Raw genomic sequence first — 13,558 nt, forward strand, 5'->3', positions numbered from 1 at the left:
TTCTTATCTCATTCAAGAATAGTTTCTACTCAATGAACTATAAGCAAAAGGCAGCTGATCTCAACAATGTGAAATCAGCTGCCTAAGCAAGGTTCAAAATATTAAATTTTACCGGTCATCAGTACCATTTGACTTTGAACCAAAAAAGACGACTAATCAACGTGATTAGTCGTCTTTTTTGTATTACTTGAAAGAACCAGTAAATTTGTAAATTGGGAATCCTTGAGAAGCGAACTTTTGCTCGTACTCTGTCTCAACGTTATCCTGCATTTTTTCCTCGTCCTCGTGCAAGTTCAGTGAAATGCCGTCCTTGTAGAAGACCATGCCGTAGTTAGCGAATGAATACAATGAATACTCAAACAGGCCACGGTTGTCGGTTTTAAACTCTAGTTCTCCACCCGCTGGCAATACCGCTTGGTAACCGGCCAAAAATGACTTGTACGTCAAACGACGTGTCTCGTGACGACTCTTTGGCCATGGATCAGAAAAGTTCAAGAAGAGTTTAGATACTTCACCCTTTGTAAAGTACGTCTCAACGCCAGCACCATCACCATAAATGAATTTCAAATTAGGTAAGTCAGCTGGGTCTTCATCGGCCTTACGTGCGGCGACTGCAACCGCCCCCTCTTGAATCTCCATGCCGATAAAGTTAATTTCAGGGTATTTCTTGGCCATGCCAATAATAAATTGTCCCTTACCAGTCCCAATCTCGACGTGCAATGGTTGCACCTTTTCAAAGATGCTTTGCCAGTTGCCTTGTAGGCCGGTTGCACGGTCCTGAGTAATAACTAAGTCCGTGTGTTCTGCCAACCAAGGGCTTGTCCACTTTTTATTTCGTAAACGCACGTGAATTTCTCCTTCTAAACGTGTTTGCAATTCTGCGATTCGTATACCAGAATACCAAAATAACGCCTACTACGACAAGTCCTATGACATTTTGTAATAGAAGTGTGACAGAAGGCGTCGTTGCGAATCCCACCAGCGACCAAATCATAATGGTTAAGACTAACCAAGGTGTTATGGCAAAGCGGAATGCTTGCTGACGTTGGCCAATTGTAACAGGGAATAAATGGTCAAAAACGAGTTGTTGATGGCTCGCGACTAAAGGTAATACCTGCAACACAATCAAGTACATTAAAATCGCGTAGAGAGCTGTTTGTAGCCACCCTGTCGTAACCAGACCGGCTACGATACCGATGGCAGTTAAGCGCACCCAGACCCCGGCAAATTGGCTCTGACGGATGAAAGTCGTCACCATTAGTTTAACGAGTGGATTCTGCTGCCGGCCTGGCCAGTTGTCGATGAATCGATCCGCCCAACGATGACGCTTGATACTTGGTCGTTGACCGGGCACATCAATAAATAAGTTGAAAAAAGCTAGGATGCTATTCTGCCTTTTTTCCTCATTCGCAATTAATGCACGCCAATCAATCATGTCACCTGCTTCGGCTTGTCGATACATTGCGATACGTTTAGCTGCGGTGATTGTCAGGATGATTTTAGTTATCACCAGGACAAGTGTTACTAAAATGACCACACTCAAGTACGGCGTCAGCAGGCGAAACATCATCGGCCACAAAAGAAGTGTCATGATAAATTGCATCACACCGTTAATGACTGCACTGTATAGCGTAGCTGTTTTGAACAAACGTCGCAACGCGGTTTCATCACCCATTAAGAACACAGGATCAGCCGGTTTTAAAAAATTAGCCGGTGTTTTGAAGATGACCAAAGTGATGACTAGGATAATTAACAGCAAGGCTTTTGTTTCCAGCGTAATCGGCGCATGTTGCCAAAGGTTGCGGTATGCAAGGCCAGCTGCCCCTAATAAGAAAAATAACGCCAAGACAGCGTGGTCGTTAAACACGTATCGTAAGTACTTACTGAAGAGACGCCATTGTTGTGTCCATCGTTGTTGAAATAAGTGCCGCTTATCCATCAGTTTACCTCGTTGGGTTGCATATCCGGCACTAATGTTGCGAAGTCTTGCGCGGCTCCCTGCGCGGCAACCTGCCCATCACGCAAATAAATGAATTGATCAGCGTGGTTTTCAATGGTCGTTAACACGTGCGTTGTTAGCAAGAAGCTCGTACCAGTCGCTTTGCGCGCGTCAATTAGTGTTAACAAATCGTTAACGGCAATCACATCGAGCCCCAGAAATGGTTCGTCGATAATAAAAAATGGGGCATCAGTGATAAAAGCCATGACAATCATTACTTTTTGTCGCATACCCTTTGAGAAATGGGTTGGAAACCAATCCAGCTTGTTATCCAGGCGGAACGTGTGCAAGAGACTTGTTGCACGCTGCCAAGCAGTTTCTTCATTTAATCCATATACATCAATCGTTAATGCGAGGTGCTCACGAAGTGTTAATTCGTCGTACAAAACTGGTTGTTCTGGAATGTAGGCGATTTGAGATTTATAGTTGACGGGATCAGCTTGGAGCGTTACCCCATTTAGGGTAATCTGCCCTTGCTTGGGCGCCAATAAACCAATGATGTGATTAATGGTCGTCGACTTTCCTGAACCGTTCAATCCAACCAACGCTAGTAATTCGCCGGCCTGAATATCGAATGAAATATCGTGTAGTACAGCCAATTGACCATAACCACCCGAAAGATTTTTAACTGATAATGTCATATTTTCACTTCCGTTTTTTCGTCTATTTCTATTTTACCAAATAATCCTTAATATTTACGCCCGGACACACAGCACAAAGCACGTTATAATAGAAGTAATATATAAAACTTGGAGGCATTCTCATGGCAGATGTATTTGATATGATTATCGCGGGTGATATCCCCGCTTATAAGGTATATGAAGATGATGATGTGTTGGCATTTTTAGATTTGAGTCAAGTTACGCCTGGTCATACCTTGATGGTGCCAAAGACACACGTCGCAGATATTTTTGAATACGATGAAGAGTTAGCGGCGCGTGTTTTGTCAAAGCTACCTAAAATTGCCCGCGCAATTAAGGAAAGTGATGAAAAGATTATTGGACTGAATATTCTGTCAAATAATGGTGAAGCCGCAGGACAGTCGGTGTTCCACTCCCACTTCCACTTAATTCCACGTTACGCGGACGATACTTTTGATGTGCCAATGCCTGACCACAGTGAAACAACGTCAGAAGACGACTATCGTGCATTGGCTGACCGGATTGCGAGTCACATGGAGGACTAACTAATGGATCAAGCAAAAGCCTTTTTTGAAACACAAAAGCAACATGTCATGGCTTGGGTTGCGGCCGTTAAGCGAACAACTGCCGGTACCAAGCAACTAAAGGAAGCTGTGGCGAATGTACAACAGGCTGTACCCGATGTCCAAGCATTTACAAAAGACTTACAAATTCAAGTAGAAAAAATGAATTTTAAGAACCAGCCTCGTTTGGATCGAATTGCAGAAGCGCAAGCTCGCATTCAGACAGAACTAGCCTCGCTTAAAAAGAAGAAATAATGGTGAAAGCGTTATCGATGGTCGATAGCGCTTTTTGCTTGGACCAATACTAGACCACTCACTAATATTCTTTGCGTACCCTTCAAAAATTAGTCAAATTCTCCCACTACACTTGTAAGTGTTAAGTGAAACAAAAGTCAGGAGAAAGAATAAATATGCGAATTGAAATTGTTGATACAAAGCAAGATGTAACAAACGAAACGTCTCACATTCTACTACAAAAAATTTATGATCCAAAGGTACGTAACATTGCCTTGACGGCTGGTACCTCACCTGTCGCTTCTTACGAGCAATGCTTGGAAAAGTTTACGGAACGTATTCATGATCCAAACATGCCTAAGCTTCACTTGTGGAACTTTGACGAAGTGCCACAAGAAGATTCAGAAGAAGGTATGACAACTTCAACGTTACGTAAGTACTTTTTGAATCCAGCGGAAATGCCCGCTTATTTGTACCACCGTTTGGATTTGTCAAACTGGGATACCTTAGATGAGCGTCTGGCACAAGCTAACGGGTTGGACTTTATGCTACTCGGGATTGGTTCAGATGGTCGTTACGCAGGTAACCTGCCTGGTGTGACCAAGTTTGAAGACGGGACACGCTATATCCCTTCTGAGGCAAATGACCAAGTTTACGCCGCGTTGGTTCATTCTGTTGGTTCTGAAGAGAAAGTTCCTGCCGGTTACGTGTCAATGGGGCCTAAGACAATCATGAGCGCCAAGGAAATCGTGATGATCGCGTTTGGTAAGAAGAAGGCGAACATTATCAAGGAAGCTTTCTTTGGTCCAATCAGTGAAGAGGTCCCAGCGTCGATCTTGCAAACCCACCCTAACTTCACGTTGCTTTTGGATCGTGAAGCTGCATCAGAAATTTTGCCAACGCCAGCAGCTACGGTTACGCCAGCGAATGCAGTGATGTCATAATGAGAATATTAAAAGCGTCTTTGTCAGGTAACAAAGGCGCTTTTTTCTGTTTAATGTGAGATAAATTAAGAAAAATTGCATTCTATGAAAAACCGGCGTAAAATAAATGCATTGTCAAATTTACGAATATTAATTCAGTACAATGAGTAACTGTTAAGAGTGAGGTTTTTTCTGATGGAACAGAAACGTGATACCTCCTTCTTCGGCCAACCTCGAGGCCTGATGACCTTGTTCTTCACCGAAATGTGGGAGCGTTTTTCATATTATGGTATGCGTGCCATTTTGCTATTTTACATGATTTATGCGGTTGATAAAGGCGGCTTAGGTTTTGGCCAAGCAACGGGTGCCGCCATCATGTCAATCTATGGATCATTGGTTTATTTGTCAGGTATTATTGGTGGTTACTTGTCTGACCGAGTACTTGGACCTTGGCGAACGGTATTCTACGGTGGTGTCTTGATTATGTTCGGGCACATTTCCTTGGCAATTCCATTAGCTAAGCTGGGATTATTCCTATCAATTGCCTTAATTATTTTAGGAACGGGTCTATTGAAGCCGAACGTGGCCACGATGGTTGGTAACTTGTATCAGCCTGGGGATGAGCGCCGTGATGCCGGCTTTTCTATCTACGTGTTTGGTATCAATCTGGGTGCGTTTGTCGCACCTCTTTTGGTTGGTTGGTTCCAAGTGCATGTTAATTTTCACGTTGCGTTCTCATTAGCGGCGATTGGGATGTTCTTCGGTCTGATCCAATACAGCCTTGATGGACGCAAGCATTTGAAGGACACAGCGCACCAAGCCCCTTCTCCTTTGCAACCAGAAGAAATCATGCCGTTGATTTGTAAAATTGTTGGGATTATCGTCGTATTCGCTGTAATCATTGGCGCGATGGCCATGATGCATGCATTAAACATTAACAACGTCATTAATTTGCTGACGTTCGTGGCAATTTTGGTGCCAGTTATTTACTTTGTGGTCATGTTAACTTCTGATAAGACGACCAAAGCGGAGCGCAAGCGCGTTTGGGCATACATTCCCCTCTTTATTGCCGCGATGCTCTTCTGGTCAATCGAAGAACAAGGATCTGTTGTCTTGGCGTTGTTTGCATCTGATCAAACAGCCTTGCACGGTGCACCAGCATCTTGGTTCCAGTCATTAAATCCCTTGTTCATTATGTTGTTTACACCATTCTTTGTGTGGCTATGGTCTAAAAAGCTACGTGATAAGCAACCATCAACGGGTGTTAAATTCTCACTAGGGCTTGTTTTTGCGGGGCTATCATTTGTTTGGATGGCCTTTCCAGGCATGCTGTATGGCGTTAATCACCACTTCAACGCACTGTGGTTGATTGCCTCGTGGGCGTTGGTTGAAGTTGGTGAAATGCTCATCTCGCCAGTTGGCCTATCAGCGTCAGCAAAGATGGCGCCGGTGGCATTCCAGGCACAAATGTTAACTGTTTGGAATCTATCTGATGCAACCGCCCAAGCGGCGAATGCCCAGTTAGTTCAGTTGTACTCAAAATCAACAGAAATTAATTACTTCTTGATTATCGGTGGTATTACGATTGTGGCTGGTTTCTTGCTTTGGATTGCTTCTAAGCGGATTAAGGCACTTCAAGTCGGGTTGTCAGAGTAATAAATTATAAATAAAAAGGACCTCATTTGAGGTCCTTTTTATTTATGAAAATTGTGCAAAACGTTGTTGACGTTGTGCAATCAGTTCTGTAGTCGACAGTTTTTGTAAGTCGGCTATTTCATTTTTTAAATCGAATCGAAGTTGTTCGTAAAATGCAACATGATCATCAAGTTCAGGAATAACACGATCCACCACATGAGCTGCTAACAATTCCTGCGGGGTTAAGCCCAATAATGCGGCGGCTTCATCTGCTCTTTTGGCGTCTTTAAACAGAATCGATGCAAACCCTTCTGGTGACAACATGGCATAGATGGCGTGTTCAAACATCCATACTCGGTTAGATGTTGCTAGTGCTAGAGCACCACCTGACCCGCCTTCTCCGTATATAACGGCAATCATTGGCACCTTAAAAGACATGCTTTGCAAGATACTCTCAGCAATTGCTTGACCAACCCCGCCTTCTTCAGCAGTCTTGCCTGGAAAAGCGCCTGGTGTATTAATGAAGGTGATGATTGGTCGATTGAATCGATCGGCTTGTTGCATCAAGCGCAACGCTTTTCGATAACCGCTTGCTTCAGGTGATCCGTTACGTGTTTGTAATTTCTCAGCGATTTCAGCACCACGATTGATGGCAATAACTGTAACTGGCTGTTCATCCAACAGGCCAACACCCCCAATGATGGCGGGATCATCTCCTTGAGCACGATCGCCGTGTAATTCTTGAAAATCTGTTATCAAACCAGCAATAATATCACGAGCCAAAAAGCGGTCTTCACGGGAAGCCTGAACGATTTCAATCGGTGTTTTGTCAGACATGGGCATCCTCCTTTGGTGCTTGGTGTACGCGCAAGAGCTGACCAAGGTAATGTTGCAACTCAGGTCGCGCGACAATCGCATCAATGAATCCGCTAGCTTGCATATGCTCAGCGCGTTGGAAATCCTTGGGCAGTGTTTCATGAATTGTTTGTTCGATAACTCGGCGACCAGCAAACCCGACTAAAGCGTGTGGCTCAGACAAGATGATGTCACCTTGCATGGCAAAGGAAGCTGTGACCCCACCCATGGTTGGATCTGTTAAGACAACAATGTATACCAAACCCGCCTCGCGATGCCGTGCGATTGCTGCAGAAACGTTTGCTAATTGCATCAGACTTCGAATCCCCTCCTGCATTCGCGCACCGCCAGATGCAGAAAAAAGGATAACTGGTAAGCCGTTTGCCGTCGCATCATCAAATAGAGCCACCAACTTGGCACCAGTCTTAGCACCTAATGACCCCATCATGAAACCAGCGTCCATAATGGCCAAGGCAGTCCGCTGATGTTCAATGATGGCTTCACCAGTCAAAACAGCCTCTTTTAGGCCAGTCGCAGCCTGAGCGCGCGTTAACTTTTCGGCATAGCCAGGGAAATCCGGTGTTGTCATTTCGATGTCAGCGTGCCATTCAGTAAAACTGTCGGTCATCATGTTGGCACGTTGGGCCGCCCCTAAGCGGAACCCATAGCCACAAACACCACAAACTAAGAACTCGCCAAGCTCTTCTTTATACTGTTGTGCGCCACAAAAAGCACAAGTTACCCAGTCGCCCTTTTGACCACGAGTCCGGGCATCCGCTGGTGCTGTGTGTTTAAATTTATCCGGGTTATTTTCAAATAATTGCGTCATGGTTCTTGAATCTCCTCTACTGACCAGGCCGGCAAAAATGTCGTTTCCACAAAATCAATTGGGACAATGCCTTGCTGTACGGCCTGATTATGTACCAAGTCCCGTTGAATTGAGAGATTAGTATCAATACCGTGAATAACCACTTCGTCCAGTGTACGAGATAACTTTGTGAAGACCTCGTCGCGACTATTGGCAGATACAATCACTTTACCAATCATTGAATCATAATAGGGAGCGATTTCTTCGCCGGTATAAATCGCCGAATCAAAACGCACGCCAGGGCCACCAAACGGTAAGTAACTAAATGAAATTTGTCCAGCGCTCGGCTGAAAGTTTTTGTGTGGGTTTTCAGCATTTAAACGAACTTCTACTGCATGCTGTTTAACTTGGATATCCTGTTGGGCAACTGGCAATGGTTCACCTGCAGCCACAAGGATTTGCATCTTGACGAGGTCTAACCCTGTCACGGCTTCGGTGACTGGATGCTCAACCTGGATCCGGGTATTCATTTCCATAAAATAAAAATGATTATCACGGTCAGCAAGAAATTCAAAGGTGCCGGTATTAACGTAGTTTAAAGCGTTCGCGGCTTTTACTGCCAGTTGACCTAGATTTTCGCGAATCTCACTTGTGATACCAACTGCAGGCGACATTTCAATCATTTTTTGGTGATTACGTTGAATAGAGCAATCACGTTCCGGAAAATAAACGGTCTGTCCCGTTGCATCGCGCATGATTTGAACTTCGATGTGGCGAACGTCTGTCATCACTTTTTCAACATACATCTCACCGGATCCAAAAGCACGTACTGCTTCAGCTTGGGCGCGATCGAATTGTTCAACTAAAGTTGTGACGTCAGGAATGAAACGCATACCTTTACCACCACCACCAGCGGCTGCTTTAAGCATGACTGGATAACCAATTTCAGCACTAATTTCAGCAGCTTCTTGACTCGTTGCTAATGTACCGATACTTCCCGGTATGACGGGAATGCCCGCCGCCCGCATGGTTTCTCGTGCCGCCGCTTTATCCCCCATCAAGTCGATGGTCTCAGCTCGAGGCCCGATAAAATCAATGCCAACGTCATGTAACATGTTCACAAACATGGCATTTTCAGATAAGAAGCCATAGCCTGGGTGGACGGCTTCAGCACCGGTCAATAAGGCTGCACTGACAATGTTTTGCCGGTTTAAGTACGAATCTTGCGGCTTAGGTCCGCCAACTCCAATTGCCTCATCGGCTAGTTGTACGTGCAAAGCTTCTTTGTCTGCAGTGCTATAAATTGCCACTGCTTTGATATTCAACTCATGCAAAGCCCGAATGATACGGACTGCAATTTCACCACGATTAGCAACTAATACTTTTTTGTACATTATTTTTAAACTCCATTAACGTAAAAGAGGCTGGAACAACGTTCCGGCCTCTCTTTCTCATGAATTAATTCGGTTGTACCGTAAACAAAACGTCGTCATAACCAACGACCGCTTCATTTTCAGCGTTAATAGCCACAATAGTCCCGGCTACCTCACTGTGTACCTCAGTCATTAACTTCATCGATTCGATAATTGCCACTGTTTCACCAATCGAAACTGGGTCTCCCACTTGCTTGAAGTTTGCAACACCCGGTTTCGAGGCTAAATACAATGTCCCAACCAATGGGGCCGTGATTGTTAGTGTTTCATCAACAGTAACTGGTGTATCAACCGTTGTTGCTTGATACACGGGTGTCGTTTGCGCTTCATTTTTGTTCAAGTATAAATGGGTGTCATCTGTATCGAGTTTGAATTCACGCAATGAACTATTCTCGAAATCACGCATTAACGCCTGAATATCAGCTAGACTAAAATCCATGATAATCCCCTAGCAATCTATATTTTTCTGTGTTTACAACAGAAATACCAATAACTATTATAACATAGTGTGCAATGCCGTCAGACACCAAGTTGTAGTTTAAGTTCCATGACAGCATCGCGTAAGCTGGCGGCCTCTTCAAAGTCCAATCGCTTGGCAGCTGCGCGCATTTGGTCTTCCAAATTAGCGATCATTGCTTCCTGATCTGGGCGAGCCATGTCCTTAAAGGCAACTTCAGTAAAGCTAGTTGATTCGTTAGTCTCCGTCGTATCATGGCTGACAGAAATCAGGCCGCGAATTTCCTTTTTGATGGTATGAGGCGTAATATCATGTTCTTGGTTATATGACATTTGAATCGTACGACGCCGGGCAGTTTCTTCCATCGCAGCTTGCATTGACCCAGTGATGTTGTCGGCGTACATAATAACGTGACCGTTTTCATTACGGGCTGCACGTCCAATTGTTTGAATCAGCGAGCGAGTATTACGTAAAAACCCTTCCTTGTCGGCATCTAAAATCGCGACCAGAGAAACTTCCGGTACGTCAATTCCCTCACGAAGCAAGTTAATACCTACTAAAACATCAAATTTACCAAGTCGTAAATCACGAATAATTTCAGTACGCTCAAGCGTTTTAATATCAGAGTGCAAGTACTTAACCTTAACGCCAACATCTTCAAGGTAATCGGTTAAATCTTCCGCCATTTTCTTGGTAAGCGTCGTTACGAACACACGTTCATCTTTGGCGACACGTTCGTTAATTTCACCCAACAAGTCGTCAATTTGCCCCATAACTGGCCGAACTTCGATTTCCGGATCGAGCAGTCCAGTTGGACGAATGATTTGTTGGGCGACATCATCATGGCTAACCCGCGCTTCTTCATAATCACCAGGTGTCGCTGACATGTAGATAATTTGATTAACGTGCTCTTCAAATTCTTCTAAACGTAGTGGTCGATTGTCCAGAGCCGATGGTAGTCGGAATCCAAAGTCAATCAACGTTTCCTTACGAGCACGGTCACCCTTGTACATACCGCGTACTTGGGGCATGGTTACGTGAGACTCGTCCACAATAATTAAGAAATCATCTGGGAAAAAGTCGAGTAACGTGAACGGTGGTTCGCCTGGGGCGCGTCCGTCCATGTGGCGTGAATAATTTTCGATGCCGCTGGTGAAGCCCATTTCGCGAATCATCTCAATATCATATTCAGTACGTTGCTTCAGGCGTTGTGCTTCCAACAATTTGCCTTCTTCTTCAAAGACTTTTAGCTGGGCATCCAATTCAGCTTGGATGGTCTTTAGTGCTCGCTCACGAATGGCATCATTGGTCATAAAGTGAGTAGCTGGGAAAATGGTGGCCAAATCTAGGTCAGCCGTTACTTCACCAGTAAGGGAATCAACTTCACGAATTCGGTCAACTTCATCACCAAAGAATTCAATGCGCAACGCCTTAGCATCAGATGATGCCGGAAAGACTTCCAAAACATCACCACGAGCGCGGAAACGACCACGTTGGAAGTCAATATCATTACGTTGGAATTGAATATCAACGAGGCGACGCATGAGGTCGTTACGTTCAATCACGTCACCCACACGGACGTTGATAACGTGGTCATTATACTGTTCAGGACTACCTAATCCAAAAATAGACGAGACTGATGCCACGACGATGGTGTCGTTTCGAGCAAGTAAGGAAGCCGTCGCAGAATTACGTAACTTATCAATCTCATCGTTGATTGAAGAGTCTTTTTCAATATAGGTATCAGATGATGGTACATATGCCTCGGGCTGATAGTAGTCATAGTAAGAAACGAAGTATTCAACCGCGTTATTTGGGAAAAACTCTTTAAATTCACCGTATAATTGGCCAGCCAGCGTCTTATTATGTGATAAGACAAGAACTGGTTTGTTGGCCTGGGCAATCACATTCGAAATAGTAAATGTCTTTCCTGTTCCGGTGGCACCTAGCAAAATTTGCTCTTTTACCCCGTTTTTAAGACCGGTTACTAGCTTGTCGATCGCTGTTGGCTGGTCACCGGTTGGCTCATATTTTGAAACCACCTCATATTCATGACTATCATCGCGATTTATCATATTGCCCCTCGCTTCCGTATTGTTAGTTTAGATCATGCGCTGGTCGATTGAACGTCCCCGTCTCGCTGGTTGATTTGAAATAATCATTCCAAGCATCGATGCCAGTTTGATTGATATTTTTAGTTGAACCAAATTCCGTTACGATAAAGATTTTACCGTCTTTTTCACTTAACGCGACCCCAATTTGATTCATGTACGGCGACAACATCAGCTTTCGGTGAGAAAAATTGGCAACTCCATTATCAGTGTACCAGTTAGCAACCGTATTTTTACCAAAATCAGTTGCTGATGTCCCAAATGTGGTTGTGTCCCCCATTTGAAGGTTTTCCCCAGATAGTGACCAAGTGTTACCACCATTGCGATCAAAGGCCGTCTGCATGCCCATGTGGTTATCGAGTGTCCCCATTTTGGCTTGCTGCTGTGCGCGATAACGAGCGATTTTTCGCAATTTATTATTTAATACCACTTTTTTTTCGCCATTTTTTTGGCGTAATGCGTTGATTTCAGACGTCATTTTCTTTAATGCTGTCTTTTTATCAAACGGCAAAGTGGCATTATTTGTCGACGCGCTACTTGCTTGATTGGGGTCGGTTAATTGTTTAACTGCTTTCGCACTAACATAACCATCGTCGCCAGTATCACTTTTAATATGATAGTAGAGTGTTGTTGTCCACTGTCCCTTTTTGACGGGAGCCATAATCGACACTTGCGCATCAGCGGTTACCAACGTGGTTTTTAGTGTTTTCAGTGTTTTAAATGACAAATTATTCGACAATTGTCCGCCCACAAATGACAGTAATTTTGTGTGTGACTTTAATGATGCTTGTTGTGGTGTCAGGGCCGACGTATTTTGAATATATGGCAGCGCCCGATAATGCGTCAACTTTTTCAGCACACCTTTATCGTTTGTAGAGGCAATTTGTTGAAATGATCCGTCGGATTTTTTTGCTAAAATACGATAGACATCAGCATTGTCTTTCGCCACAATTTGCTGTTGCGCAAAAATTTTGTGTCCCAACGAATCTTTCGTCGATCGAACAGTTTGATAATTATTATTGATTTCTTCCGCCGTTGCCGGTGCAGCAGAAATCACAGTGGGTTGACTTGCCAGGCCAACCGCAAGTTCAGCAACAACGACTGCGCTGAACAATAAAGTGCGACTTACTCTCATAGATTCTCTCTCCATAATACCAATGATTACAATTAATCATCACTGGTTGGTAAAACAATCAAAAAGCCACTGAGAATGCAGTGGCTTTTTGTCTCTTACTATTATTATACCGGAAATTCTCTATTTTGAATTAAAGATTCCAATGTAGATACGTTGGAGTTGTTCTGATCCAGGAAATTGTTCTGCCAATAGTTCTGGCAAAACCTCCTTGATGAAATAAGCGACACTTGGCATATCGCGAAAGGCGAAAATAGTGGCGAGACTTTCCTTGTAAATTTCCAGGAACACAGGCTCAGGGTTACCCTTCTGTAGTTCGCCGTATGCTTCGTACAACAAATCAACCTTGTCGGCGACGGAAAGAATACGTCCCTCCAAAGTATCGTCCTTGCCTTCGTGAAGGCGACGCTTGTAAACCGCTTGTAGCTCCGTTGGAATTTCTGTTTTGACGAAGTTGTCTGATAATGAATCTTCAACATCCGCTAACATTTGACGTAAAGTTGCAGATGCGTATTTAACTGGTGTTCGAATATCACCAATGAAGCGCTCCGTAATATCGTGATTCAAGGCCTTCTCGTACAACATACGCCAATCAATTTCATTGCCAGCTTGTTCCTCAATGTCACCCAAAAATTGCGCAGCTTCAGTTACTTTCCATGAATGGGCTGCAACAGAATGTGGTTGGTACTTGAAGTAACCCGGTGCACGCGTAATCATTTCCAATTCATTTAATCCAGATAGGTATTGATGCATTCCCATATTCTTAC

General features: G+C 44.1%; 14 protein-coding genes. 4 read left to right on the top strand and 10 right to left on the bottom strand.

Translation table 11 applies throughout. The features are described from left to right. Positions 1-183: 183 nt before the first annotated feature. The 3 genes from trmB to ACJ28U_RS03520 are packed head-to-tail and all read right to left on the bottom strand — an operon-like array spanning position 184 to position 2,640. Positions 184-846, bottom strand: coding sequence for a tRNA (guanosine(46)-N7)-methyltransferase TrmB (gene trmB, locus ACJ28U_RS03510; protein WP_099088020.1), 663 nt, complete (start codon positions 844-846; stop codon positions 184-186). Further along, on the bottom strand, positions 830-1,939 hold the full coding sequence (locus tag ACJ28U_RS03515) for an ABC transporter permease (RefSeq protein ID WP_407618396.1): 1,110 nt from the start codon (positions 1,937-1,939) through the stop codon (positions 830-832). The genes trmB and ACJ28U_RS03515 overlap by 17 nt, the downstream gene beginning before the upstream one ends. Continuing rightward, positions 1,939-2,640 (bottom strand): ABC transporter ATP-binding protein, encoded by a 702-nt coding sequence (locus ACJ28U_RS03520; RefSeq protein WP_010374871.1) that lies wholly within the window; start codon positions 2,638-2,640, stop codon positions 1,939-1,941. The genes ACJ28U_RS03515 and ACJ28U_RS03520 overlap by 1 nt, the downstream gene beginning before the upstream one ends. 122 nt (positions 2,641-2,762) lie before the next feature. Here ACJ28U_RS03520 and ACJ28U_RS03525 point away from each other — a divergent pair, with 122 nt between their 5' ends. The 4 genes from ACJ28U_RS03525 to ACJ28U_RS03540 all read left to right on the top strand — a co-directional run bounded on the left by ACJ28U_RS03525 (position 2,763) and on the right by ACJ28U_RS03540 (position 6,016). Continuing rightward, on the top strand, positions 2,763-3,185 hold the full coding sequence (locus tag ACJ28U_RS03525; protein WP_407618397.1) for an HIT family protein: 423 nt from the start codon (positions 2,763-2,765) through the stop codon (positions 3,183-3,185). Between the two features lie 3 nt (positions 3,186-3,188). Then, the gene (locus tag ACJ28U_RS03530) at positions 3,189-3,458 is read left to right on the top strand and encodes a hypothetical protein (protein ID WP_407618398.1); all 270 of its coding nucleotides are present in this window, start codon (positions 3,189-3,191) and stop codon (positions 3,456-3,458) included. A gap of 155 nt (positions 3,459-3,613) precedes the next feature. After that, positions 3,614-4,381: a 6-phosphogluconolactonase gene (locus ACJ28U_RS03535; protein ID WP_407618399.1), complete on the top strand. Its 768-nt coding sequence runs from the start codon at positions 3,614-3,616 to the stop codon at positions 4,379-4,381. A gap of 174 nt (positions 4,382-4,555) precedes the next feature. Beyond that, the gene (locus ACJ28U_RS03540; protein ID WP_407618400.1) at positions 4,556-6,016 is read left to right on the top strand and encodes a peptide MFS transporter; all 1,461 of its coding nucleotides are present in this window, start codon (positions 4,556-4,558) and stop codon (positions 6,014-6,016) included. Positions 6,017-6,058: 42 nt separating this feature from the next. On the opposite strand, the gene accA is transcribed toward ACJ28U_RS03540, so the two are convergent. The 7 genes from accA to ACJ28U_RS03575 form a co-directional block, all read right to left on the bottom strand. Next, positions 6,059-6,832, bottom strand: coding sequence for a carboxyltransferase subunit alpha (accA, locus tag ACJ28U_RS03545; protein ID WP_407618401.1), 774 nt, complete (start codon positions 6,830-6,832; stop codon positions 6,059-6,061). After that, positions 6,825-7,679, bottom strand: a complete 855-nt coding sequence (locus tag ACJ28U_RS03550) for an acetyl-CoA carboxylase carboxyltransferase subunit beta (protein ID WP_407618402.1) — start codon at positions 7,677-7,679, stop codon at positions 6,825-6,827. The genes accA and ACJ28U_RS03550 overlap by 8 nt, the downstream gene beginning before the upstream one ends. Next, entirely contained in the window at positions 7,676-9,052 is a 1,377-nt protein-coding gene (locus ACJ28U_RS03555; protein WP_407618403.1) for an acetyl/propionyl/methylcrotonyl-CoA carboxylase subunit alpha, read from the bottom strand. The genes ACJ28U_RS03550 and ACJ28U_RS03555 overlap by 4 nt, the downstream gene beginning before the upstream one ends. A 64-nt stretch (positions 9,053-9,116) precedes the next feature. Continuing rightward, positions 9,117-9,530, bottom strand: a complete 414-nt coding sequence (locus ACJ28U_RS03560) for a biotin/lipoyl-containing protein (RefSeq protein ID WP_010374855.1) — start codon at positions 9,528-9,530, stop codon at positions 9,117-9,119. 80 nt (positions 9,531-9,610) lie between these two features. Then, positions 9,611-11,623 carry an excinuclease ABC subunit UvrB gene (gene uvrB / locus ACJ28U_RS03565; RefSeq protein WP_407618404.1) on the bottom strand — a complete coding sequence of 671 codons (2,013 nt, stop codon included), beginning with the start codon at positions 11,621-11,623 and terminating at the stop codon, positions 9,611-9,613. A 22-nt stretch (positions 11,624-11,645) separates the two neighbouring features. Next, positions 11,646-12,794 (bottom strand): CAP domain-containing protein, encoded by a 1,149-nt coding sequence (locus ACJ28U_RS03570; protein WP_407618405.1) that lies wholly within the window; start codon positions 12,792-12,794, stop codon positions 11,646-11,648. A gap of 120 nt (positions 12,795-12,914) precedes the next feature. Beyond that, the gene (locus ACJ28U_RS03575) at positions 12,915-13,550 is read right to left on the bottom strand and encodes a YfbR-like 5'-deoxynucleotidase (protein WP_010374849.1); all 636 of its coding nucleotides are present in this window, start codon (positions 13,548-13,550) and stop codon (positions 12,915-12,917) included. Between the last annotated feature and the right edge of the window lie 8 nt (positions 13,551-13,558).

This window comes from Weissella sp. MSCH1 (assembly GCF_045799135.1).
Taxonomy (GTDB): Bacteria; Bacillota; Bacilli; order Lactobacillales; family Lactobacillaceae; genus Weissella.